We start from the raw sequence: 22,212 nt of genomic DNA, 5'->3' as shown, positions 1-22,212 counted from the left end.
CCTTGGGAATACGCCAGCAGCACGGCCTTGAGCAGCATCGTCGGCGCATGGGCCGGCGCGCCGCTGTCGTCATTGCGGTAATGCGCATCGAAGGCGGACAGATCCAGCTGATCGACCAGATGGTGCACGGCATGGGCAAATGATCCCGGCACCAGCTGCGCCTGCAGATCCACCGGCAACAGCCGCGGACTCATATCGATATGCCGGTAGCGTGCCATGCCGCCCCCTTGTTCACGTGGGGCTATTGAAGCAGGATGAGCGGAGGTTTTTCTACAACCTCGTTAGGCCTACAGGGGAGGTTGCATGGGTACTTGGGCACTCCATTCTTTTGCCAACGACGATGCTGGTGACCTCATCGGTGATCTTATCGAGGGGACTGACTTGTCACCCGTCCAAGAAGCCATCGAGCGCGTGCAAAGCACAGCGGGGTACTTGGAGGCACCAGAGGCCCAACAAGGTATCGCGGCCTGCGAGGTAGTTGCGCTTGTGTTGGGTCATGCCTCTGCCGCGTCGCAGGCCGAGGAAGAGCTCACTGCGTGGGTTGCCCGCGTCAAACCGTCCGTGGATGCGGCGGTCGTGTCTCATGCAGTCCAGGTCGTCGATCGCGTGCTCGCTCCGGACTCAGAGCTTCGGGAGTTGTGGGAAGAATCAGATGAGTTCAATGATTGGCAGGCAGGCGTCAGCGCTTTACGTGCGCGGCTGCAGGCCTAACATTTCCGTAAGAGACTTCCCGTCAATACCGCCCGCTTGATGTTCTTGCCTTGAGCTTTCAGGCGTTCGCTGGTCATGGTGTTGTTCTCTTTGCTGCGTCGCGCGTGTCAGTGCGTGTGGCGTTGAACGTTGTCAGACTGCATTTCCGTAAACGGTCTTGTTGCATCGGTGTGGCTGATGCGGACCAGGGTATAAACCGCGCCCGGAGACCTCGTTCATTCATCGGTGTCGTCAGTGTTCGGGGATCGGCCGAAACACGTTTGGACGTCCAGGATGTTAGTCAGGTTCTCTCCGGGTGGGTCTGACCCGTTGCTACCGCTTCGCGCTGACGTGGAACGTGTTTACATGTGCGGATTCATGCATGCCGTCGCAGTGAGGGTGTGCTGGTCAGCCAGACGCCGCGCCATGGGGTGCTTTACGTGTGCATCCGGATCGTAGTCGAGGTCGTGCGCGAGCATCGCCCACAGTTGCCGCGCGTGCTTGTTGGCGATCGCCACCAGCACCTTGCCGAACGGCATCCGCCGATCCAGAGTGCGTATCCACAACTGTTCCGGTGTGGCCTTCTCGGTCGCCACCGCCTTGGCCCGCTGCAGGCTGCTGCGCGCACCCTGGATCAGCAGCGTGCGAAGGTAGGCGTCGCCACGACAGCTGATCGTGCCCAGCCGCGCTCGACCGCCGCTGGAGTGCTGCATCGGCACCAGACCCAGCCAGGCGGCCAGCTGCCGGCCGTTGCGAAAGTCGGTCGCGGCACCCAGCGTCGCCACCACCGCGTCGGCGGTGATCGGTCCGATGCCCACGATCGAGCGCAGCCGGATACAGCGTGCATCCTGTCGCGCGTGCGTGTCGATGCGGGCATCGCACGCATCGATGCGCTCGCGCAATTTCGCCCAGTGGGCGGCCAGGTCGCGCAGCAGCTCGCGAAACTCGCCGGGCAACCCATCATGCGCATCCAGGTCGGCCAGCACCCGGCGCAGTGCCAGATCGCTCGTGGCCACCACGATGCCGAACTCGGCCAGCAGCCCACGCAACCGGTTGTCGATGGCCAGGCTCTCGGCCTTGTACCCCTCGCGTACCCGGTGCCACGCCAGCCGCGCCTGCTGCTCCACCGACTTCACCGGCACGAAGCGCATGTTGCCCTGCCGGGCGGCGGTGGCGATCGCCTCGGCGTCGTTGCGGTCGTTCTTGGTGGTGCGGCTCTTGCGGAACGGGCCGACGAACTGCGCGGCGATCACCTTCGGCTGCAGCCCGAGCGCGAGGCAACGGCGCACCCAATGGTGCGCTCCGCTGCACGCCTCCATCGCCACCACGGCGCCGGCCGGTTGTTGGCCGAGCCACGCAGCAAAGGCTTCGCGCCTCAGTTCGTGCCACCGCAGCACACGCCCGGCGGCATCCATCTCGCACACCGAAAATACCCGCTTCGCCAGGTCCACACCCAGGGTTATAGTGCTCATGGAGACTTCCTCCTCTGCTGACGGTTGTGTCGCAACACCATCATGGCCCTCGAGGCCGAAAGGGGAGGAAGTCTCTTTTTACTCGTTCGAGGCGGACGGCTTCGCCGTCGCTCAACTCAGGCGCTAGACCCCAATGACCACCATCGAGCACGCTGAAACCGACGAACAGATCGCTGCAACGTTCGCCGTCATGCAGCAGCTTCGGCCGCACCTCGAGCAAAGCCAGTACGTTCCCACGATCCGCAGCCTCATGGCCAGCGATGGGCTGAGGGTATTGGCGCTGTCCGACGAGGGCGCGGTGAAAGCCGTGGCTGCCTATCGCGTCATGAACATGCTTTATTGCGGAAGGCTGCTCTACATCGACGACCTGGTTGCGGACGGACAGGCGCGTTCGCGGGGCCACGGCGCGCAACTGATCGCCGCCCTCAGGCGCATCGGCCGGGAGTTGGGCTGCAGCGAGATCCAGCTCATTTCGCGCACCACCCGGGAGCAGGCGCACCGGTTCTACTTTCGCGAGGGATTCGGGATGGAGTGCTTTCACTTCCGCACCAAGCTTGAGACCTGATCATTTCTTCGAGGCGAACGCGCTTCGCGGGCCGGCTGGATTCCGGCGCTGGACAACATCATGCGCACCTACACCACCAGTATCGACATCGAAGCGCCGGCCGAGCTGGTCTGGAGGTTGCTGTCGGATGTGCTGTCGTGGCCGCAGCGGCTGCCGACCGTCACCTCGGTGGAGCCGTTGGGCAACAGCGTGCTGGTGGTCGGTGCGCGATTTCACGTTGTCCAGCCGAAAGTTCGCCCTGCCATCTGGGAGGTCGCCTCCGTCGAGGCGGGCCGCAGCTTCGTTTGGCGGTCCCAATCGCCTGGTCTGAGGATGGTGGCGAATCACGCGGTCGATCCCATCGGCGGCTCAAGGTGCAGACTCCGGCTCGATTTCGCGTTTGCAGGTATTCTTGGCCGCGTTGCTGCGCTTTTCGCCGGCGCTCTCGCGCAGCGGTATATCGCCATCGAAAGTCAAACGTTCAAGGAACTGGCCGAGGCTGCCCATCACGGCAGCCCGACCTGGTCGTTCGCTGCAACCGGCCGTCATCCCGTTACGCGGGCTGCCGGCGGCTCAGCTCCAGCATTGGGCGGCAAGAGGCAGCACCTGGACATCCACATCGACAGTCTGGAAAGTCCCGAGGTGCTTGCGTTGCTTCGCGAGCACCTGGACTCCATCGCGCCCACCGCCCCGGCGGAAAGTCGCCACGCGCTTGATCTTGGCGGCCTGCGCAGTCCCGACGTCACCTTTTGGAGCATCTGGGACGGTCCGTTGCTGGCCGGGTTCGGCGCGCTCAAGCATCTGGACGCGTCGCACGCCGAAATCAAGTCCATGCGCACGGCCGCGTCCCATCTGCGGCGGGGCGTGGCTTCGCGACTGCTGCAGCACCTCATTCAGGAGGCGGTGGCGCGCGGCTATTCGAGACTGAGCCTGGAGACGGGATCCATGGCCTTCTTCGAAGCAGCGCGTCGCCTGTACGCATCGGCCGGATTCGTGCCATGCCCGCCTTTCGGCAGCTACCAGGCCGATCCCAACAGCGTATTCATGACCAAGCAGCTGCGCTAACTGGCGGCCAACGATTCTCCCGGTGGCTTCCCCGTCAACCCGGATGCCTGAGGGGTTTCGCCCCGGGCGTGCAGTCGCTGCCGGTCAGCGCGCCTCCCTCGCGCATACTGCCCGTCCGTGCTTCGCCGTCGCCTGGCTCGGGCGTTGGATACCTGATCGATCTTCCCGCGATCGAACATCTGCAACCGACACCAGGCCATGTCGTGATGATGTGCGGGGTTGCCGGCGCCGGAAAGACGACATGCGCCAAGGCGCTCGAAGCCAGGGGGTTTCGTGAGGCTATCCATCGACGAGTACATCTGGGCGCACTTCGGCCGCTTCGGCGTGGATTACCCGCCGTCGCGGTACGAACGATGGAAGCAGGAAGCCGAGCAGGCCAGTTTCGAGGTATTTGAAGGCTTGCTGCGCGCGTTCCCACGGTTCAGCGGACGGCTTGGCCGTGTCAGACTGCCCGTGGGTGCGCGGCGCGCTGACCGACGACACGCACCGGAGGCACCATGAGCAAAGAACCGACGGCCCCTGAAACGCGCGGCGTCACGGTCCAGTCGCTGGCGATCATGGACCTGGGCCCGGAAATCGAGGGCATGGCCGGGCGCCAGCTGCGCATGCGCAAGGTCACCATCGCGCCGGGCGGGGTGTTCGGCCCCGTCCACGACCACCGGGATCGGCCGGGCCTCGTCTACATCCTGCAAGGGACGATCACCGACCATCGCGACGGCATCGCCACCGACTACGGCCCCGGCGTGGGCTGGCCCGAGGACCGGCATACCGTCCACTGGCTCGAGAACCGGGGCACGGTGCCGGCCGTGGAGATCTCCATCGACATCGTGCGGCAGGAGCCGAACCCGGCCAGCCGTGCCGACGACGCCGGGCGGGTCCGATGAGCGCATCCGACGGGGGACAAGGCGCCGCGGGGCGGATCGCCATGACGTATCTGCAGCGGCAAGGCGGGATCGTCGTCCGCCCGCTGGCGGCAGGCGACGCGGAGCCGCTGTACCGGGCGGTGCGCAGTTCGGTGGAGTCGCTGTCGTACTGCTGCCCTGGTGCCACCGCGACTATGCGCTGGCGGATGCGACCGCCTGGGTCGAGCACGGCATGGCGTGCTGGGCGGCCGGCTCCGAATTTCCCCTCGGCGTGTTCGATGGCACGGGCGCGGTCATCGGCGGCACCGGGGTGAACCACGTCAACCGCGCCCACGGGATGGGCAATCTTGGCTACTGGGTGTGCGATACGGCGCGGAACCGCGGCGTGGCCACGCTGGCGGCCCGGGCCGCGGCCCGGCTGGGCTTCGACGTGCTGGGCCTGACGCGGCTGGAGATCGTGGTGCTGCCGCACAACGCGGCCAGCCAGCGGGTGGCGGAGAAGCTGGGCGCGCTGCGCGAGGTGGAGGCACGCAACCGCGTGCTGTTCCAGGGCCGGCCCGAGCGCGCGGTGGTCTATTCGCTGATTCCCGACGACCTGGCGGACGGCTGAGCGGACGGCACTTGGTATGGCCGCCACGCCGGCACGCCCCGGCTTATGCATCGACTTAACCTGCAGCCGTGCACGCTGGAAAGCGAACCCGATGTCCGGCATGTTGGCGACGTCCTGCCGTAGCGCGTGGAATGATGCGCGCCGCATGTCGGGCAAGTTCGCCCGCCGCCCCCAAGGAGAACGCCATCATCATGCCGACACCCCGCTCGGACGCCCTGGTCTTTTTCGGCGCCACCGGCGACCTGGCCTACAAGAAGATCTTTCCGGCACTGCAGGCGATGCTGCTGCACGACGGGCTGAACCTGCCGATCATCGGCGTGGCGCACTCGGGCTGGAGCGTGGAGCAGCTGCGCCAGCGCGCGCACGACAGCCTGGCGCACGCGGCGCAGGAGCAGGGCGGCGCGGTGGACGAGGCCGCCTTCGCGCAGCTGGCGGCACGATTACAGTACGTCGATGGCGACTACAACGACCCGGCCACGTTCGCGCAGCTGAAGCAGGCGCTGGGCGCGGCACAGCGGCCGCTGCACTACCTGGCGATCCCGCCCGGGCTGTTCGCCGTGGTGGCGAAGAACCTGCAGCAGGCCGGCTGCGCCGACGGCGCGCGGATCGTGGTGGAGAAGCCGTTCGGCCGCGACCTGGCCTCGGCGCAGGCGCTCAACCGCACGCTGCACGCGGTGTTCCCGGAGTCGGCGATCTTCCGCATCGACCATTACCTGGGCAAGGAGCCGGTGCAGAACCTGCTGTACTTCCGCTTCGCCAACACCGTGCTGGAGCCGGTGTGGAACAACCGCTACGTGGACCGCGTGCAGATCACCATGGCCGAGCAGTTCGGCGTGGACGGCCGCGGCGCGTTCTACGAGGGCGTCGGCGCGATCCGCGACGTGCTGCAGAACCACCTGCTGCAGGTGACCTCGCTGCTGGCGATGGACGCGCCGATCGGCGGCGGGCCGGAAGCGCTGCGCGCGGAGAAGCTGCGGCTGTTCCGCGCGATGCGCCCGCTCGACCCGGCCGAGGTGGTGCGCGGCCAGTTCCGCGGTTACCGCGAGGTCGAGGGCGTGGCCGCCGATTCCAACGTGGAGACCTTCGTGGCGCTGTGCCTGCACATCGACACCTGGCGCTGGGCCGGCGTGCCGTTCCACATCCGCGCCGGCAAGCGGCTGCCGCTGACCACCACCGAGGTGATGGTGGACATGAAGGCGCCGCCGCTGTCGGTGTTCGACCCGGTCGGCGCGGCGCAGTCGAACTACTTCCGCTTCCGGCTCAGCCCGCAGGTGATCCTCGCCGCGGGCATGCGGGTGAAGCAGCCGGGCGAGGAGATGCGCGGCGAGCCGGTGGAGCTGGTCGTGCGGCACGACCTGGCGCCGGAGAAGTCGCCGTACCAGCGCCTGCTCGGCGACGCCATCCGCGGCGACAACGCGCTGTTCACCAGCGACGAATGCGTGGAGGCGGCGTGGGCGGTGGTCGACCGCGTGCTGGCCCACGAAGGCGCGGTGGCGTTCTACGAACCGGGCAGCTGGGGTCCGCCCGCGGCGGCGCACCTGGTCGGCGGCGACGAGGGCTGGCACGACCCGCAGGCGGAGGCGGGTACGCCATGCTGAGCCACCCCGCCGCCGAAGCCGCCGCGGTGGTGTTCCTGCTCGACGTGGACAACACCCTGCTCGACAACGACCGCTTCGGCGCCGACCTCGGCGCCACGCTGGAGGCGGCGTTCGGCGCCGCCGCGCGCGAGCGCTACTGGGCGATCTACGAGGAGCTGCGCCAGCAATTCGGCTACGCCGATTACTTGGGCGCGCTGCAGCGCTTCCGCACCGGCCTGGACAACGACCCGTCGCTGCTGCAGATGTCGTCCTACCTGCTGGACTACCCGTTTGCCGAACGGCTGTATCCGCACGCGCTGGAAACCGTGGCGCACCTGCGCACGCTGGGCCCCACCGCGATCCTGTCCGACGGCGACGTGGTGTTCCAGCCGCGCAAGATCCGCCGCGCCGGGCTGTGGGACGCGCTGCGCGGCGAGGTGCTGATCTACGTGCACAAGCAGCAGATGCTGGTGGCGATGCAGCAGCGCTACCCGGCCGCGCACTACGTGATGGTGGACGACAAGCCGCATATTCTTGCCGAGATGAAGCAGCGCCTGGGCCGCAAGCTCACCACGGTGTTCGTGCGCCAGGGCCACTACGCGGCGGCCAGCGCCGGCGAAGCGATCGAGCCGGCGCCGGACTTCAGCGTCGCGTGCATCGGCGATCTGCGCCGGCGTAAGCTTGAAGACTTCCTGCCGAGCACGCCAGTGATCCCGCTGCCGGCCGAATGACATTCTTGTAGCGATCGAATCGGAAACACGGAGCAAGCATGAAAGCGACCCGCCAATTGCACGACCTCGGCCAGAGCCTGTGGCTGGACAACATCACCCGCACGCTGCTCGACGACGGCACGCTGGCGCGCTACATCGCCGAGGACTCGATTACCGGGCTGACCTCCAACCCCAGCATCTTCGACGCGGCGATCGGCAACGGCGACGCCTACGACGCCGGCATCCACGCCAAGGCACTGGCCGGGCTGGCCGGCGAGACGCTGTTCACCGAGCTGGCGCTGGAAGACCTGCGCCGCGCTGCCGACCTGTTCCGCCCGGTGTTCGACGCCAGCGGCCAGGTCGACGGCTGGGTTTCGATGGAGGTCTCGCCGCTGCTGGCCGCCGACACCGCCGGCTCGATCGCCGCGGCACGCCACATCCACCACCAGGGCCGGCGCGACAACCTGTTCGTGAAGATTCCCGGCACCCCGGAAGGCGTGCCGGCGATCGAGGAGGCGATCTTCCTCGGCATCCCGATCAACGTGACCTTGCTGTTCTCCTGCGCGCAGTACCAGGCCGTCGCCGAGGCGTACCTGCGCGGCATCGAGCGGCGCCTGGAAGCCGGGCTGAACCCGCGCGTGGGCTCGGTTGCCTCGCTGTTCATCAGCCGCTGGGACGTGGCCGCCAACCCGCAGCTGCCGGACGCGCTGCGCAACCAGCTGGGCATCGCGGTGGGCCAGCAGACCTACCGTGCCTACCGCGAACTGCTGGCCTCCAAGCGCTGGCACAAACTCGCCGCCGCCGGCGCCCGGCCGCAGCGCCTGCTGTGGGCCAGCACCGGGGTGAAAGACCCGTCCGCGCCGGACACGCTGTACGTCAGCGCGCTGGCCGCGCCGGACACCATCGACACGATCCCGGAGAAGACCCTGCACGCGTTCGCCGACCACGGCCAGCTGCACGGCGTGCTGGCCGACGACGGCGGCGACGCGGACGCGGTGCTGGCGCGGGTTGCTGCCGCCGGCGTGGACCTCGACGCACTGGCGCTGAAGCTGCAGCGCGACGGCGCCGCGGCGTTCGTGAAATCGTGGCAGCAGTTGCTGCAGCGCATCGCCGACAAGGCCAGCGCACTGGATAAGGAATCCCAGCTGCCATGAGCGAGCCGCGACTGACCCGCCTGCCCCAGTGGCAGGCGTTGCAACGGCATGCCGACGCGATCGGCCACAAGCATCTGCGCGAGCTGTTCGCCGCCGACCCGCAGCGCGGCGAACGCTACGTGCTGGAGGACGTCGGCCTGTATTTCGACTACGCCAAGCAGCGGGTGGACGCCGACGCGCTGGGCCTGCTGCGCGAGCTGGCCGAGGCCTGCGGCCTGCCGCAACGGATCGCGGCGATGTTCCGCGGCGACAGGATCAACACCACCGAGAACCGCGCCGTGCTGCACGTGGCGCTGCGCGCGCCGCGCACGCAGCAGATCCTGCTCGACGGCCACGACGTGGTGGCGGACGTGCACGACGTGCTCGACCGCATGGCCGCGTTTGCCGACCGCGTGCGCAGCGGCGCGTGGCGGGGCCACGACGGCCGGCGCATCCGCCACGTGGTCTCGATCGGCATCGGCGGCTCCGACCTCGGCCCGGTGATGGCGTACGAAGCGCTGCGCGAGTACAGCCGGCGCGAGATGACGTTCCATTTCGTCTCCAACGTGGACGGCACCGACTTCGCCGAGGCGGTGCACGGCCTGGACGCGGGCGAGACGCTGTTCATCGTCTGCTCGAAGACCTTCACCACGCTGGAGACGCTGGCCAACGCGCGCGCCGCGCGTGCCTGGTGCGTCGAAGCACTGGGCGACGAGGCGGCGGTGGCGAAGCACTTCGTGGCGGTCTCCACCAACGCCGCCGAGGTGGCGAAGTTCGGCATCGACACCGCCAACATGTTCGGCTTCTGGGACTGGGTGGGCGGGCGCTACTCGATGGATTCGGCGATCGGCCTGTCCACCATGCTGGCGGTCGGCGCGGAGCATTTCCGCGCGATGCTGGCCGGCTTCCACGCCATGGACGAACACTTCCGCCACGCGCCGCTGGAACGCAACCTGCCGGTGCTGATGGGCCTGCTCGGCATCTGGAACAACAACTTCCTCGGCGCGGCCAGTGTCGCGGTGCTGCCGTACGAGCAATACCTGAAGCGCTTCCCGGCCTACCTGCAGCAGCTGACCATGGAAAGCAACGGCAAGCGCGTGACGCGGGACGGCGCCGCGGTCGACTACGCCACCGGGCCGATCTACTGGGGCGAGCCGGGTACCAACGGCCAGCACTCGTTCTACCAGCTGCTGCACCAGGGCACGCGCCTCGTGCCGTGCGACTTCATCGGCTTCGGCCAGAGCCTGAACCCGCTCGGCGACCAGCACGACCTGCTGCTGGCGAACCTGATCGCCCAGGGCGAGGCGCTGGCGTTCGGCAAGACCGCCGAGGAAGTGCGTGCCGCCGGCACCGATGCGGCGCTGGCCCCGCACCGCACGTTCCCCGGCAACCGTCCCAGCAGCACCCTCCTCGCCAAGAAGCTCACTCCGCACACGCTCGGCACGCTGATCGCGTTGTACGAGCACAGCGTGTTCGTGCAGGGCGTGATCTGGGACATCGACTCGTTCGACCAGTGGGGTGTGGAATTGGGCAAGCAGCTGGCGAAGACCACCATTGCCGAGCTGACCGCGAAGAACATGCCGACGCTTGCGCACGACAGCTCCACCAACGCCCTGATCCGCCGCTATCGCCAGCTGCGCGACACCGCTTGAAACTCCCTCCCCTGCTTTGCAGGGGAGGGTTGGGGTGGGGTGCTCTTGACCGGCCGTCGCGAGCCCGCGCAACCCCCTCCCGACCTCCCCCTGCGACCGAAGGAAGTCCCTTTGGGGCGAGCAGGGGGAGGAGAATGCCCACAGTCACTTGAGAGACCCATGAGTCAACACATCAGTCCCCTCGCCGGCAAGCCGGCACCGTCGTCGATCCTGGTCGACATCGCGAAACTGCTGGCCGCCTACGCCGACCTGAAGCCCGATCCCGCGGTGCCGGCGCAGCGCGTGGCGTTCGGTACCTCCGGCCATCGCGGCAGCTCGCTCGAGCGCAGCTTCAACGAGGCGCACATCCTGGCGATCAGCCAGGCGATCTGCGAGTACCGCCGCTCGAAAGGCATCGACGGCCCGCTGTTCATCGGCGCCGACACCCACGCGCTGTCGCAGCCGGCGTTCGAGAATGCGCTGGAGGTGCTGGCCGCGAACGGCGTCGCGACGATGATCTCCACAGGCGGCGAGTTCACCCCGACGCCGGCGGTGTCGCACGCGATCCTGGTCCACAACAAGGGGCGCACGAGCGGCCTGGCCGACGGCATCGTGATCACGCCGTCGCACAACCCGCCGGACAACGGCGGCTTCAAGTACAACCCCAGCAACGGCGGCCCGGCCGACAGCGACATCACCAAGTGGGTGGAGAACCGCGCCAACGCCCTGCTCGAAGGCGGCCTGAAGGACGTGCGCCGGATGCCGTACGCGCAGGCGCGCCAGGCGGCCACCACGCACGAGCACGACTACCTCAACAGCTACGTCGCCGACCTGGCGAACATCGTCGACTTCGACGTGATCCGCAGTGCCGGCGTGCATATGGGCGTCGATCCGCTGGGCGGCGCCGGCGTGCACTACTGGGCGCCGATCGCCGATCGCTACAAGCTCGACCTCACCGTGGTCAGCGCGGTGGTCGACCCGCAGTTCGCCTTCATGAGCGTGGACTGGGACGGCAAGATCCGCATGGACCCGTCGTCGAAGTACGCGATGCAGCGGCTGATCGGGCTGAAGGACCAATACGACGTCGCGTTCGCCTGCGACACCGACCACGACCGCCACGGCGTCGTCACCCGCAGCAGCGGGCTGATGGAGCCGAACCACTACCTGTCGGTGCTGATCGACTACCTGTTCCGCCATCGCCCGCAGTGGGGCGCGCACGCCGCGGTGGGCAAGACCGTGGTCAGCACCGCGCTGATCGACCGCGTGGCGAAACGGCTGGGCCGCCGGCTGTTCGAGGCGCCGGTCGGTTTCAAGTGGTTCGCGCCGGGCCTGTTCGACGGCTCGCTCGGCTTCGGCTGCGAGGAAAGTGCCGGCGCCTCACTGCTGCGCCGCGACGGCACGGCCTGGGTCACCGACAAGGACGGCCTGGTGCCGGCGCTGCTGTCGGCCGAGATCACTGCGCGCGAGGGCAGGGACCCGGGCGAGCTGTACGCGCAGCTGACCCGCGAGCTCGGCAAGCCGTTCGCCAGCCGCGTCGACGCCGCCGCCACCCCGGCGCAGAAGGCGAAGCTGGCCAAGCTGTCGCCCGACCAGGTGAAGAGCGACCGGTTGGCCGGCGAGAAGATCGAGCAGGTGCTGGACCACGCGCCCGGCAACGGCGCCGCGATCGGCGGCATCAAGGCGATCGCCGCCAGCGGCTGGTTCGCCGCGCGGCCGTCCGGCACCGAGGCGATCTACAAGGTCTACGCCGAAAGCTTCCAGAGCGAGGAACACCTGCAAGCGTTGCTGAAGGAAGCCCAGGGCATCGTCGACGCCGCGCTCGCCTGACCCGAAACCCGTGTAGAAGCCCGCTCGCGGGCGATGCTCTTGTCTTGATGTCTGTTGGAGATTCCGAACCAAGGCATCGCCCGCGAGCGGGCTCCTACCGAACACTTGCCACCGGAGGTACCGCCATGTCCCACCCCCTCGACCAGCCATGCATCGACCTGCTGCGCTTCCTGTCGGTGGACATGGTGCAGCACGCGAACAGCGGCCACCCCGGCCTGCCGCTGGGTGCCGCGCCGATGGCGTACGCGCTGTGGACGCATCAGCTGAAGCACAACCCCGCCAATCCGCACTGGCCCGACCGCGACCGCTTCGTGCTGTCCGCCGGCCACGGCTCGGCGCTGCTGTACAGCCTGCTGTTCGCCACCGGCTACGACCTCACGCTGGACGACCTCAAGCAGTTCCGCCAGTGGGGCAGCAAGGCGCCGGGGCACCCCGAGTACGGCCACACGCCGGGCGTCGAGATCACCACCGGCCCGCTCGGCCAGGGCCTGGCCAACGCGGTGGGCATGGCGATCGGCGAGGCGCACCTGGCCGCGCGCTACAACCGCGACGGCCATCGCGTGATCGACCATCGCACCTGGGCCATCGTCAGCGACGGCGACCTGATGGAAGGCGTGGCCAGCGAGGCGGCTTCGCTGGCCGGCCATCTCAAGCTGGGCAAGCTGGCCTGCCTGTACGACGACAACGACGTGACGCTGGCCGGCGGCACCGACATCACCTTCTCCGAGGATCGCGCTAAGCGCTTCGAGGCGTACGGCTGGCAAACGATCCAGGTGGCCGACGGCAACGACCTGGCGGCGATCGACGCCGCGCTGCTTGAAGCGCGTGCCGACAACGCGCGGCCCACGCTGATCCTGGTGCGCACGCACATCGGCTACGGCTCGCCCGAGCAGGACACGTTCAAGGCGCACGGCTCGCCGCTGGGCGTCGAGGACGTCAGGAAGACGAAGGAGAAGCTGGGCTGGCCGGTCGAACCGGACTTCCTGCTGCCGCCGCCGGCGCTCAAGCACTTGCGCGAGGCGCTGGATCGCGGCGTGGCGGCCGAGCGCGCCTGGAACAGCCGTATGGACGTCTATACCAAAGCCTTCCCCAAGCTGGCCGCCGAACTGCAGGGCCGCCTGGACGGCGAACTGCCGGCGGGCTGGGACGCGGACATCCCGGTGTTCCCCGCCGACGCCAAGGGCCTCGCCACCCGCGTCGCCGGCGGCAAGGTGATGAACGCGATCGCGCCGAGATTGCCCGCCCTGTTCGGCGGCTCGGCCGACCTCGATCCGTCCACCCACACCGCGCTGAAGGACCTGGGCGACTTCAATCCGCCGCTGGCGCCGGGCGAGGACGCGCAAGGTTCCGATGGCGGCGGCTGGAGCCACGCCGGGCGCAACCTGCACTTCGGCGTGCGCGAACATGCGATGGGCGCGATCGCGAACGGGCTGGCCGTGCACGGCGGCTTCGTGCCGTACGGCTCGACCTTCCTGATCTTCTCCGACTACATGCGCCCGGCGATCCGCCTGGCCGCGCTGATGGGCCTGCATCTGGTGCACGTGTTCACCCACGACAGCGTGGCGCTGGGCGAGGACGGCCCCACCCACCAGCCGGTGGAGCAGCTGGCCAGCCTGCGCGCGATTCCCAACCTCACCCTAATCCGCCCCGCCGACGCGAACGAGACCGCGGTGGCCTGGCGGGTGGCACTGGAGACGAGGAAGCGGCCGGTGCTGCTGGCGCTGACCCGGCAGAACGTGCCAACGCTGGACCGTACGCGCTACGCCGACGCCGACGGGCTGCGCCGCGGCGCATACGTGCTCCGCGATGCGCCGGACGGCCAGCCCGCGCTGATCCTCATCGCCAGCGGCTCCGAAGTCGGCCTGATCGTCGAAGCCGCCGAAGCGCTGCAGGCCGGCGGCATCGCCGTGCGCTGCGTGTCGATGCCGAGCTGGGAGCTGTTCGACGCGCAGCCGCAGGCCTACCGCGACAGCGTGCTGCCGCCCGACGTGCCGGTGCGGCTGGCGGTGGAACTGGGCGTCGCGCAGGGCTGGCACCGCTACGTCGGCGCCAAGGGCGACATGCTCGGCCTCGACCATTTCGGCGCCTCCGCCCCAGCGGAGAAGCTGCTGCAGGAGTTCGGCTTCACCGTCGACAACGTGGTGCGCCGGGCAAAGGCACTGCTGGGCAAATGAGCACGCAGACACGACGAGGCCGGCGGATCGCGACGATTCGCCGGCCTCTTTGTTTTCAGTCGATCAGTTGCGCGACTGCAGCTTCGACAACAGGCGCAGCAGTTCCAGGTACAGCCAGACCAGGGTGACCACCAGCGCGAACGCGCCATACCACTCCATGTACTTCGGCGCGCCTTGCTGGGCGCCGGTTTCGATCAGGTCGAAGTCGAGGATCAGGTTCAGCGCCGCGATCACCACCACCACCGCGCTGAACGCGATGCCGACGCCGCTGCTGCCGTTGATGAAACCGATCGAGTGGCCGAAGAAGCCCATCGCGAAGTTCGCCAGGTACAGCAGCATGATGCCGCCGGTGGCGGCGACGATGCCGAGCTTGAACTTCTCGGTGGCGCGGATCAGTCCGCTGCGATAGGCCAGCAGCAGCGCGGCCATGGTGCCGAAGGTCAGCCCCACCGCCTGCATCACGATGCCGGGGTAGCGCAGCTCGAAGATCGCCGACAGCGCGCCGATGAACAGCCCTTCCGCGACCGCGTACAGCGGCGCGGTGAACGGCGCCCAGGTCTTCTTGAACGCGGTGACCAGGCCCAGCACCAGGCCGCCGAGGGCGCCGCCAAGCACCAGCGGCAGCATCGCCGGCAGGCTGTCCGGGCCGGCGAAGCGGCTCCAGCTGACCATCGCGCCGACCAGCACCAGGAGCAGCAGCAGGCCGGTCTTGTTGACCGTGCCGTTGATCGTCATCGCCTCGTCGCCGCGCGTGAAGACCGCGCCGCTGGAAGCGTCGAGGAAGGTGTTCTTGTTGAGCGCCGGATTGCCGCTTTGCATGGTCTGCTCCCGTGGTTTGCCCTCATCGTAGCGGCTTTGCCGGCGCCCTGCGCCAACATGCCGTTACGCCGCTGCGCAGAAACTACGCGACAATGCGCTCTTGCCGAACTGTGCGGAGCCCCGATGAACCCTGCCACCCTGCGTATCGCCACCCGCAAGAGCGCGCTCGCGCTGTGGCAGGCCGAACATGTCGCCACGCTGCTGCGCACGACGCACCCGGGGCTGACGGTGGAACTGGTGCCGATGAGCACGCGCGGCGACGAGATCCTCGACCAGCCGCTGGCCACGATCGGCGGCAAGGGGCTGTTCCTGAAGGAGCTGGAGGTGGCGATGCTGGAAGGCCGCGCCGACCTCGCCGTGCATTCGCTGAAGGACGTGCCGGCGCAGCTGGAGCCGGGCTTCGCGCTGCCGGCGATCCTGCCGCGCGCGGACGCCGCCGACGCGTTCGTCAGCAACCATTACGACGACCTGGCCGCGCTGCCCCATGGCGCGCGCGTGGGCACCTCGTCGCTGCGCCGGCAGGCGCAGTTGCGCGCGTTGCGGCCGGATCTCGTCTTGCTCGACCTGCGCGGCAACGTCGGCACCCGGCTGGGCAAGCTCGACGCCGGCGCCTACGACGCAATCGTGCTGGCCTGCGCCGGGCTGGAGCGCCTCGACCTGGCCGCGCGCATCCGCTCGCGACTGGCCGCGCCGGACTGGCTGCCGGCGCCGGGCCAGGCGGCGATCGCGATCGAGGCGCGCGAAGGCCAGCCCGGCGTGCTGGCGCTGCTGGCCGCGCTGGACGATGCCGACACCCGGCTCACGGTGAGCGCCGAGCGCGCGATGAACCAGGCGCTGGGCGGCAGCTGCACGGTGCCGGTCGGTGCCTGGTGCATGCTGGGCGAACACGGCCTGCACCTGCGCGGCCTGGTCGGCGACGCGGCCGGCGGCCGGTTGCTGCGCGCCGAAGCCAGCGGCCCCAGCAACCAGGCGATCGCACTGGGCCGGCAGGTGGCGGCCGAGCTGCTGGCGCAGGGCGCGGCGGAGTTTCTCGGGCTCTGAAAAGCCGCAGGGGCGACCGGCACCGATGGCCGGCGCCGGTCCGCAACCCCGGTCGCTACTCAGAAGCTGTAGACCAGGTTGGTGGTGGTCAGCGTGTCGGTCTTCCTGGTGCCGGGCAGCACGTCGCTGTTGTGGCGCACCTGGAAGCCGACCTTCAGCGCGAGCTTCTGGGTCATGCTGACCGCCACGCCCGCGTCGTTCTGCAGGTAGGTGTTCTTCGAACCGGCTTCCATCAGGAAGGTGTCCTCGAACGCGGTGTTCTCGGTGAGCTTGTACTTGTAGTTGGCCAGGCCGCGCGCAACCATTTCGCTTTCGGTCGGCTGCCGCTGGTGCTCCACCACGCCATTGACCACGAGCTCGACGTCGGCGGGGCGGTAGCGCTTGTAGCCGGGGCCGATTTCGAACGACAGCTCGTTGCGCCCGTCCTTCAGCGCGATGTAGCCGTAACCGAGCGAGACGATGCCCTGCCACAGGTTCGCGCCGAAGTCGTCGTGCTCGTAGCGGGCGGCGCCGACGATGTAGCTGCGCGGGTCGAGCTTGAGGCCGACCGAGGCGCCGCCGTCATAGCGGTTCGCGGTGGTGTTGAACTGCTTGAGGGTGTTGCCGTTCGTATCCACGATGGTCTGCTGGCTCTTCGAGCGCAGCGCATCGAGGAAGAAGTTGTTCTTCCACTGCTCGTTTTCCTGGCTCAGGCCGAGCTTGGCGTTGATGTTCTCGGAGCGCGAGTTGCCGGTGGAGGAGGCGAAGCCGAACTCGCCCGAACCGCTCCAGCCGCCATTGCTGGCGGGGTTGACGTCGGTGTCCTGGGCCTGGGCAGCGAAACTCGCGAAAGCGGCCAGCAGCAGGCCGGCGATCAGGGTCTTTTTCATCGGGGGACGATCCATTTGTTAAACAATAGTAAGACCACCACCTTAACGGGGCGGCTTGAATTGGCAATGAACGGCGTGGCGACGCCATCCACGCTGATTCACCCGCCGGCCGCCAAGCCGCCCGCCAGCGCCGTCTCGTAGACGCGCTGCTCCAGCATCTTGCCGAGCAGGCAGCTGGGCACCGTCAGCGCGGCGGCCAGCAAGCCGCCGCCGTAGCGTTCGGTCAGCAACAGCGCGGCACACGGCAGCACGTAAACGAGGATCGCCGCCACCATGCGCGCCGGCGGCACGTGGTGCGCCTCCAGCTCGCCGCCCGCGCCGTGCGGCAGACCCAGCAGCTGCCAGCGCATGCCTTCGAGCAGGCCCAGCAGCAAGGCCAGCGCCAGCAGCAGCAGGATCCACGGATACGCGCGGTGCGGCGGCTCCAGCCCGCCCTGCACCATCGTGCACAGCCACAACCACAGGCCACCACCGTACCAGGCGGTGACCAGCCGGCTCACCGGCAGCGACGACGACACCCGCTGCAGGCCGGGCGACAGGTGGCGGCGATAGCGGTAGGCGGTGTAGACCAGGCTGACCAGGCTGCACAGCATCAGCGCCACGCCGGCCAGACGCATCGCCGGGACATGGCCGTGGCCATCGCCCAGGATGATCACCAGCAGCACCGGCAGGAGGGTCAGCAGCGCCATCGGCAGCACCTGCGCGGGCCGGCGCTCATGCTCCGGCGACCAGCGGCAGGCGGCGGCCGCCGGCCGCCGCGACTGGGTCAGCGGCAGGCCCGCCGCGACCAGCGCGGTGCCGAGGATCAGCGGCATCCGCATGTCGCAGCGGCCGATCCGCTCCATGCCCAGCGCCAGCGCCATGCCGAGCCAGAGCCACAGGCCGTAGCCGCTGATCGCCAGCAGCCGCAGCAGGATCTCCGCGTAGCTCGACGGCGGCGCGCGGTCGATGCCGGCGGTGGAGAGGACGTCGGGGGGCAGTTCGCGCATGGGCGGAAAGGCATCCGGGGAGTCGAAGGCGGCGACTTGCGACCGCCGCAGGCCGCCGCCATGCTACACAAGGCCTCTTCCCCACGATATGCCGACGCTCCCATGGATCGCTACGAACGCATACTGACCCTGCACCGGCTGCTGAAGTCGGCGCACTATCCGATTCCGCTGTCGCGCCTGCTCGGCGAGCTGGAGTGCTCGCGCGCCACGCTGTACCGTGACGTGGCGTTCCTGCGCGACGCGCTGGGCGCGCCGGTGGAAAGCGCCGGCACCGACCAGGCCGCCTTCCGCTACGAGGCGGGCGAGGGCGAGAAATTCGAGCTGCCCGGACTGTGGCTGACCTCCGACGAACTGGCCGCGCTGCTGGCGCTGAACGAGCTGATCGGCCGCTCCGGCCCCGGCGTGCTGGCCGGCGCGCTGGCGCCGTTCAAGTCGCGCATCGAAGGCCTGCTGTCCAGCCACGACAACGGCAAGACGCTGCCGATCGAGCGCATCCGGGTGATTCCGTGGGGCGAGCGCAAGCTCGACCAGCAGGTGTTCCGCATCGTCGCCGGCGCGGTGCTGGAGCGGAAGCAACTGCGCTTCCGCTACCGCGCGCGCACCACCAACGCGGACAGCCGGCGCACGGTCTCACCGCAGCGGCTGACCCACTACCGCGACAACTGGTACCTCGACGTGTGGGACCACGACCGCCAGGCGCTGCGCAGCTTCGCGGTGGACCGCATCGCCGACGCACAGGCGCTGGACACGCCCGCCACCGACGTGGCCGACGCCGAGCTCAACGAACTGCTCGCCTCCAGCTACGGCATCTTCGCCGGCAAGCCGAAGGCGTGGGCCACGATCCGCTTCTCGCAGCACGCCGCGCGCTGGGTCGCCGACGAGCACTGGCATTCGCAGCAGAAGGGCGAGTGGCTGCCGGACGGCCGCTACGAGCTGAAGCTGCCGTACTCCAACTCCAAGGAATTGCTGATGGACGTGCTCAAGTACGGCCCGGATGCGGAGGTGGTGGCGCCGCTGCCGCTGCGCGAGGAGATGAAGATCCTGCTGCAGCTGGCGCTCGGCGGCTACCAGCAACCACCGCGCTGAGCGCAGCCCGATGACCTCCACCGATCCCGTTGGCATCGCGCCGGGGCGGCGCCCGCCGACCGTGGCGCTGGCGCTCGGCGCCGGCGGCGCCAAGGGGCTGGCGCACATCGGCGTGATCGAGGAGATCGAGGCGCAGGGTTTCCAGATCGTGGCGATCGCCGGCAGCTCGATGGGCGCGCTGATCGGCGGCATCCACGCCACCGGCCGGCTCGACGTGTACCGCGACTGGGTCTGCGCGCTGGCCAAGCTCGACGTGCTCAGGCTGGTCGACTGGAGCTTCTCCGGCGGCGGCCTGATCAAGGGCGACAAGATCATCGAGACCATGCGCGGGCTGGTCGGCGACGCGCAGATCGAAGAGTTGCCGCTGGCGTTCACCGCGGTGGCCACCGACCTCGAGCGCGGCCGCGAGGTGTGGCTGAGCCGCGGCGGCCTGTTCGAGGCGATCCGCGCGTCGATCGCGATCCCCACGGTGTTCCGCCCGCACACCATCGATGGCCGCCGGCTGGTCGACGGCGCCCTGCTCAACCCGGTGCCGGTGACGCCGCTGATCCGCGAGCGCGCCGACTACCTGATCGCGGTGAGCGTGGACGGCCCGGCGGTGGCGGCGACGCCGCCGGAACCGCCGCTCCAGCCGGCGGCCGCGGAAGACAGCTATCGCTACCGCATCGGCGAGTTCATCGGCCGCATGCTCCCGCGCGGCGAGAGCCGCCCACGCGAGCCGGGCACGCTCGAACTGCTGACCCAGGCAATGGACCTGATGCAGGCCAACCTGTCGCGCCTTCGCCTGGCCGCGTACGCGCCGGACCTGCTGATCCAGCTGCCGCACAACATGGCGCTGGCCTACGAGTTCTACCGCGCGCACGAGCTGATCGAACTGGGTCGCCTGCAGGCACGCGCGGCACTGGCGAACTGGCCACGCGCCGGCACGCCGCAACGCGAGGCCTGAACCGCACGCCTCAGCGCGGGCCGTGCGTGCGCAGCCAGTTGTCCAGGTACGCCTTCAGCGCCACCGCGTTGTTGTGCTCCTCGTCGCGGGCACCGAACAGCAGGGTGACGGGGTGCCGTGCGGCCCGCTCGGCCAGCGGCTGCCAGTACTCGGCCAGCGCGTCCAGCTCGCCGGCGTAGCGGTGGCGGAAGCCGTCCCACAATGCCGGATCGTGGCCGAACCATTGGCGCAAGGCGGTCGACGGCGCCAGCTCCTTCGCCCACAGGTCCAGCGGCACCGCCTCCTTCTTCAGCCCACGCGGCCACAACCGGTCGATCAGCACGCGATAGCCGTCGGACTTCGCGGCCGGTTCGTAGACACGTTTGACGCTGATGCTCATGGGTGCCTCCCTGGAAGGAAGATCCCCAGCATACGACCGCCGGCGCAAGGCGGCGTGACGCCGATCAGAGTTCCTCGACCTTCGTCACCTTGCCCCGGCGCATCAGCCAGGCCACCCCGCGCAGGTCGGCCAGGCCGACCCACAGCCGGTCCAGCATGCCGTACTTGGACACGCCGGCGGTGCGCGGGCGATGGCCCACCGGCACGCTCTGGCTGGCGAAACCGGCGCGCTTGACCAGCGCCGGCAGGTAGCGGTGCATGTGGTCGAAGTAGGGCAGGCGCAGGAACACCTCGCGCTCGAACAGCTTCAGGCCGCAGCCGGTGTCCGGAGTGGCGTCCTTCAGCATGCGCGAGCGCACCGCGTTGGCGACCTTCGAGGAGATGCGCTTGTTGAAACTGTCGCGGCGGGTGGTGCGCCAGCCGGCGAACAGCCGCGTTTCGGCCGATGCCGCGTCGCGCGCGGCGAGCAGCTTCGGGATGTCGGCCGGATCGTTCTGGCCGTCGCCGTCCAGCGTGGCGATCCACGGCGACACGGCCGCGCGCACGCCGTTCCACACCGCCGTGCTCTGCCCGCTGCGGGTGACGTGGTGCAGCACGCGCAGCTCCGGGTGCAGCGCCTTCTGCGCGGCCAGCACGGCGCGGCTGTCGTCGCTGGAATCGTCGTCGACGTAGACCACTTCGTAGTCGACCCGGCCGCGCAGCGCGGCGGCGATCTCGGCCAGCAGCGGCGGGATGTTGTCGCGCTCGTTGAAGACGGGGACGACGACGGAGAGTTGCGGCATGGGGCGGGCCCTGACTATCTACGTGAACGTGGAACGTGTGGCGGAGCGAGGAGCGAGTGGAGCGAAGTCAAGAAACGGGGGAAGACAATCCCTGCATGGCAGGTCTCTCACTTTTCCCCACTCATTTGTGGTCTCAGCGGATCTTGCCGAGGATGCCGTCCAGCTCGTCGTTGCTGTGGTAGTGGATCACCAGCTTGCCGCGACCGCCGCGACCCTGGGCCAGCTCGACCCGGGTGGCCAGGCGTTCGGCCAGTTCGCGCTCCAGCGCGGCGATGTTCGGGTCGCGCGCGGGCGCGTGCTTGGCCTTGCCTTTCGGCGCGGTCTGCGCGCGGCGCGCGGCTTCTTCCAGCTCGCGCACCGACCAGCCGAGGGTCGAGGCCTGACGCGCCAGCGGCACGGCGATGGATTCGTCCAGGGTCAGCAGGCAGCGCGCGTGGCCCATTTCCAGCTTGCCGTCGTCGAGCAGGCGCCGGATCGGCTCCGGCATCTCGGTCAGCCGCAGCATGTTCGACACCGCCGCGCGCGAACGGCCGACCGCGTCGGCGGCCTGCTGGTGGGTGAGCTCGAAGTCGTCGATCAGCCGCTTCAGCGCGTCGGCTTCTTCCAGCGGGGTGAGGTCCTGGCGCTGGATGTTCTCGATCAGCGCCATCGCCGGCACGGCCGCCTCCGGCACGCTCTTCACCAGCGCCGGCAGTTCGCTCAGCTGGGCGCGCTGTGCCGCCCGCCAGCGGCGTTCGCCGGCGATCAGCTCGTAGCTGTTCTTGCCGATCTCGCGCACCACCACCGGCTGGATCAGGCCCTGCGCCTTGATCGACGCGGCCAGTTCGTCCAGCGCCTCGTCGTTCCAGTGCCGCCGCGGCTGGTACTTGCCGGGCTGGATCTGCTGGATCGGCAGCACGCGCAGTTCGCCTTCCTGGGTCAGTACCGACGGCGCAGCGTCGCCGTCGCCACCGAGCAGGGCGTCCAGCCCGCGTCCCAGTCCCCGTTTTTTCGCAGCTGCCATGCC

The 22,212-nt window shown here is 68.9% G+C and carries 21 protein-coding genes and 1 pseudogene; 14 read left to right on the top strand and 8 right to left on the bottom strand.

Annotated elements, in window-relative coordinates; all coding sequences use genetic code 11:
* Positions 1 to 218: pseudogene (locus RHOOR92_RS0105295) on the bottom strand (IS1182 family transposase); the annotation flags it as partial.
* Between the two features lie 85 nt (positions 219 to 303).
* On the opposite strand from RHOOR92_RS0105295, the gene RHOOR92_RS0105290 reads away from it, so the two are divergent.
* Complete coding sequence (locus RHOOR92_RS0105290; RefSeq protein ID WP_007512248.1) at positions 304 to 711, top strand: DUF4259 domain-containing protein; 408 nt, start codon at positions 304 to 306, stop codon at positions 709 to 711.
* A gap of 341 nt (positions 712 to 1,052) precedes the next feature.
* Here the strand turns inward: RHOOR92_RS0105290 and RHOOR92_RS18550 are convergent, their stop codons facing one another.
* A complete protein-coding gene (locus RHOOR92_RS18550) occupies positions 1,053 to 2,162 on the bottom strand; it encodes an IS110 family transposase (protein ID WP_037114900.1) in 1,110 nt (369 codons plus the stop codon).
* 133 nt (positions 2,163 to 2,295) lie between these two features.
* On the opposite strand from RHOOR92_RS18550, the gene RHOOR92_RS0105280 reads away from it, so the two are divergent.
* The 10 genes from RHOOR92_RS0105280 to tkt all read left to right on the top strand — a co-directional run bounded on the left by RHOOR92_RS0105280 (position 2,296) and on the right by tkt (position 14,296).
* On the top strand, positions 2,296 to 2,727 hold the full coding sequence (locus RHOOR92_RS0105280; RefSeq protein WP_027485774.1) for a GNAT family N-acetyltransferase: 432 nt from the start codon (positions 2,296 to 2,298) through the stop codon (positions 2,725 to 2,727).
* A gap of 60 nt (positions 2,728 to 2,787) precedes the next feature.
* Positions 2,788 to 3,771 (top strand): GNAT family N-acetyltransferase, encoded by a 984-nt coding sequence (locus RHOOR92_RS19230; protein WP_081660220.1) that lies wholly within the window; start codon positions 2,788 to 2,790, stop codon positions 3,769 to 3,771.
* A gap of 497 nt (positions 3,772 to 4,268) precedes the next feature.
* Positions 4,269 to 4,655, top strand: a complete 387-nt coding sequence (locus RHOOR92_RS0105260) for a cupin domain-containing protein (RefSeq protein ID WP_027485776.1) — start codon at positions 4,269 to 4,271, stop codon at positions 4,653 to 4,655.
* A gap of 211 nt (positions 4,656 to 4,866) precedes the next feature.
* Positions 4,867 to 5,244 carry a GNAT family protein gene (locus RHOOR92_RS19940; RefSeq protein ID WP_231378332.1) on the top strand — a complete coding sequence of 126 codons (378 nt, stop codon included), beginning with the start codon at positions 4,867 to 4,869 and terminating at the stop codon, positions 5,242 to 5,244.
* 191 nt (positions 5,245 to 5,435) lie between these two features.
* Positions 5,436 to 6,842 (top strand): glucose-6-phosphate dehydrogenase, encoded by a 1,407-nt coding sequence (gene zwf / locus RHOOR92_RS0105250; protein WP_027489784.1) that lies wholly within the window; start codon positions 5,436 to 5,438, stop codon positions 6,840 to 6,842.
* A complete protein-coding gene (locus RHOOR92_RS0105245; RefSeq protein WP_027489783.1) occupies positions 6,836 to 7,552 on the top strand; it encodes an HAD family hydrolase in 717 nt (238 codons plus the stop codon). The genes zwf and RHOOR92_RS0105245 overlap by 7 nt, the downstream gene beginning before the upstream one ends.
* A 38-nt stretch (positions 7,553 to 7,590) precedes the next feature.
* Complete coding sequence (gene tal / locus RHOOR92_RS0105240) at positions 7,591 to 8,685, top strand: transaldolase (protein WP_027489782.1); 1,095 nt, start codon at positions 7,591 to 7,593, stop codon at positions 8,683 to 8,685.
* The gene (pgi, locus tag RHOOR92_RS0105235; RefSeq protein ID WP_027489781.1) at positions 8,682 to 10,316 is read left to right on the top strand and encodes a glucose-6-phosphate isomerase; all 1,635 of its coding nucleotides are present in this window, start codon (positions 8,682 to 8,684) and stop codon (positions 10,314 to 10,316) included. Before tal ends, pgi begins: the two co-directional genes overlap by 4 nt.
* Before the next feature lie 159 nt (positions 10,317 to 10,475).
* Positions 10,476 to 12,122, top strand: coding sequence for a phosphoglucomutase (alpha-D-glucose-1,6-bisphosphate-dependent) (pgm, locus tag RHOOR92_RS0105230; RefSeq protein ID WP_027489780.1), 1,647 nt, complete (start codon positions 10,476 to 10,478; stop codon positions 12,120 to 12,122).
* Between the two features lie 125 nt (positions 12,123 to 12,247).
* Positions 12,248 to 14,296, top strand: a complete 2,049-nt coding sequence (tkt, locus tag RHOOR92_RS0105225; protein WP_027489779.1) for a transketolase — start codon at positions 12,248 to 12,250, stop codon at positions 14,294 to 14,296.
* A 63-nt stretch (positions 14,297 to 14,359) separates the two neighbouring features.
* Here the strand turns inward: tkt and RHOOR92_RS0105220 are convergent, their stop codons facing one another.
* Positions 14,360 to 15,115, bottom strand: a complete 756-nt coding sequence (locus tag RHOOR92_RS0105220) for a Bax inhibitor-1/YccA family protein (protein ID WP_015449179.1) — start codon at positions 15,113 to 15,115, stop codon at positions 14,360 to 14,362.
* Between the two features lie 123 nt (positions 15,116 to 15,238).
* Between RHOOR92_RS0105220 and hemC the strand changes: the two genes are divergently transcribed.
* Positions 15,239 to 16,156, top strand: coding sequence for a hydroxymethylbilane synthase (hemC, locus tag RHOOR92_RS0105215; RefSeq protein WP_007512233.1), 918 nt, complete (start codon positions 15,239 to 15,241; stop codon positions 16,154 to 16,156).
* A gap of 59 nt (positions 16,157 to 16,215) precedes the next feature.
* Here the strand turns inward: hemC and RHOOR92_RS0105210 are convergent, their stop codons facing one another.
* Positions 16,216 to 17,025, bottom strand: coding sequence for a DUF481 domain-containing protein (locus RHOOR92_RS0105210; RefSeq protein ID WP_027489778.1), 810 nt, complete (start codon positions 17,023 to 17,025; stop codon positions 16,216 to 16,218).
* A gap of 98 nt (positions 17,026 to 17,123) precedes the next feature.
* Entirely contained in the window at positions 17,124 to 18,014 is an 891-nt protein-coding gene (locus RHOOR92_RS0105205) for a hypothetical protein (protein WP_027489777.1), read from the bottom strand.
* Positions 18,015 to 18,116: 102 nt separating this feature from the next.
* Here RHOOR92_RS0105205 and RHOOR92_RS0105200 point away from each other — a divergent pair, with 102 nt between their 5' ends.
* Both RHOOR92_RS0105200 and RHOOR92_RS0105195 read left to right on the top strand, forming a co-directional pair.
* Positions 18,117 to 19,100, top strand: a complete 984-nt coding sequence (locus tag RHOOR92_RS0105200; RefSeq protein ID WP_007512230.1) for a YafY family protein — start codon at positions 18,117 to 18,119, stop codon at positions 19,098 to 19,100.
* A 10-nt stretch (positions 19,101 to 19,110) separates the two neighbouring features.
* Positions 19,111 to 20,046: a patatin-like phospholipase family protein gene (locus RHOOR92_RS0105195; RefSeq protein ID WP_007512229.1), complete on the top strand. Its 936-nt coding sequence runs from the start codon at positions 19,111 to 19,113 to the stop codon at positions 20,044 to 20,046.
* Between the two features lie 10 nt (positions 20,047 to 20,056).
* Here RHOOR92_RS0105195 and RHOOR92_RS0105190 read toward each other — a convergent pair whose 3' ends face one another.
* The 3 genes from RHOOR92_RS0105190 to RHOOR92_RS0105180 form a co-directional block, all read right to left on the bottom strand.
* On the bottom strand, positions 20,057 to 20,425 hold the full coding sequence (locus RHOOR92_RS0105190; protein ID WP_007512228.1) for a DUF488 domain-containing protein: 369 nt from the start codon (positions 20,423 to 20,425) through the stop codon (positions 20,057 to 20,059).
* 64 nt (positions 20,426 to 20,489) lie between these two features.
* Positions 20,490 to 21,206 carry a glycosyltransferase gene (locus tag RHOOR92_RS0105185; RefSeq protein ID WP_027489776.1) on the bottom strand — a complete coding sequence of 239 codons (717 nt, stop codon included), beginning with the start codon at positions 21,204 to 21,206 and terminating at the stop codon, positions 20,490 to 20,492.
* A 133-nt stretch (positions 21,207 to 21,339) separates the two neighbouring features.
* Positions 21,340 to 22,209, bottom strand: a complete 870-nt coding sequence (locus RHOOR92_RS0105180) for a ParB/RepB/Spo0J family partition protein (RefSeq protein WP_007512224.1) — start codon at positions 22,207 to 22,209, stop codon at positions 21,340 to 21,342.
* Positions 22,210 to 22,212: the final 3 nt, after the last annotated feature.

Source organism: Rhodanobacter sp. OR92 (assembly GCF_000427545.1).
Taxonomy (GTDB): domain Bacteria; phylum Pseudomonadota; class Gammaproteobacteria; order Xanthomonadales; family Rhodanobacteraceae; genus Rhodanobacter; species Rhodanobacter denitrificans.
The sequence above is the reverse complement of the archived record's forward strand: the minus strand, read 5'-3'. Positions and strand labels throughout refer to the sequence as shown.

Excerpts from the sequence above, each read along its gene's own strand:
- RHOOR92_RS0105290 (WP_007512248.1), top strand. The coding sequence starts at position 304 with ATGGGTACTTGGGCACTCCATTCTTTTGCCAACGACGATGCTGGTGAC.
- RHOOR92_RS18550 (WP_037114900.1), bottom strand. The coding sequence starts at position 2,162 with ATGAGCACTATAACCCTGGGTGTGGACCTGGCGAAGCGGGTATTTTCG.
- RHOOR92_RS0105280 (WP_027485774.1), top strand. The coding sequence starts at position 2,296 with ATGACCACCATCGAGCACGCTGAAACCGACGAACAGATCGCTGCAACG.
- RHOOR92_RS19230 (WP_081660220.1), top strand. The coding sequence starts at position 2,788 with ATGCGCACCTACACCACCAGTATCGACATCGAAGCGCCGGCCGAGCTG.
- RHOOR92_RS0105260 (WP_027485776.1), top strand. The coding sequence starts at position 4,269 with ATGAGCAAAGAACCGACGGCCCCTGAAACGCGCGGCGTCACGGTCCAG.
- RHOOR92_RS19940 (WP_231378332.1), top strand. The coding sequence starts at position 4,867 with ATGGCGTGCTGGGCGGCCGGCTCCGAATTTCCCCTCGGCGTGTTCGAT.
- zwf (WP_027489784.1), top strand. The coding sequence starts at position 5,436 with ATGCCGACACCCCGCTCGGACGCCCTGGTCTTTTTCGGCGCCACCGGC.
- RHOOR92_RS0105245 (WP_027489783.1), top strand. The coding sequence starts at position 6,836 with ATGCTGAGCCACCCCGCCGCCGAAGCCGCCGCGGTGGTGTTCCTGCTC.
- tal (WP_027489782.1), top strand. The coding sequence starts at position 7,591 with ATGAAAGCGACCCGCCAATTGCACGACCTCGGCCAGAGCCTGTGGCTG.
- pgi (WP_027489781.1), top strand. The coding sequence starts at position 8,682 with ATGAGCGAGCCGCGACTGACCCGCCTGCCCCAGTGGCAGGCGTTGCAA.
- pgm (WP_027489780.1), top strand. The coding sequence starts at position 10,476 with ATGAGTCAACACATCAGTCCCCTCGCCGGCAAGCCGGCACCGTCGTCG.
- tkt (WP_027489779.1), top strand. The coding sequence starts at position 12,248 with ATGTCCCACCCCCTCGACCAGCCATGCATCGACCTGCTGCGCTTCCTG.
- RHOOR92_RS0105220 (WP_015449179.1), bottom strand. The coding sequence starts at position 15,115 with ATGCAAAGCGGCAATCCGGCGCTCAACAAGAACACCTTCCTCGACGCT.
- hemC (WP_007512233.1), top strand. The coding sequence starts at position 15,239 with ATGAACCCTGCCACCCTGCGTATCGCCACCCGCAAGAGCGCGCTCGCG.
- RHOOR92_RS0105210 (WP_027489778.1), bottom strand. The coding sequence starts at position 17,025 with ATGAAAAAGACCCTGATCGCCGGCCTGCTGCTGGCCGCTTTCGCGAGT.
- RHOOR92_RS0105205 (WP_027489777.1), bottom strand. The coding sequence starts at position 18,014 with ATGCGCGAACTGCCCCCCGACGTCCTCTCCACCGCCGGCATCGACCGC.
- RHOOR92_RS0105200 (WP_007512230.1), top strand. The coding sequence starts at position 18,117 with ATGGATCGCTACGAACGCATACTGACCCTGCACCGGCTGCTGAAGTCG.
- RHOOR92_RS0105195 (WP_007512229.1), top strand. The coding sequence starts at position 19,111 with ATGACCTCCACCGATCCCGTTGGCATCGCGCCGGGGCGGCGCCCGCCG.
- RHOOR92_RS0105190 (WP_007512228.1), bottom strand. The coding sequence starts at position 20,425 with ATGAGCATCAGCGTCAAACGTGTCTACGAACCGGCCGCGAAGTCCGAC.
- RHOOR92_RS0105185 (WP_027489776.1), bottom strand. The coding sequence starts at position 21,206 with ATGCCGCAACTCTCCGTCGTCGTCCCCGTCTTCAACGAGCGCGACAAC.
- RHOOR92_RS0105180 (WP_007512224.1), bottom strand. The coding sequence starts at position 22,209 with ATGGCAGCTGCGAAAAAACGGGGACTGGGACGCGGGCTGGACGCCCTG.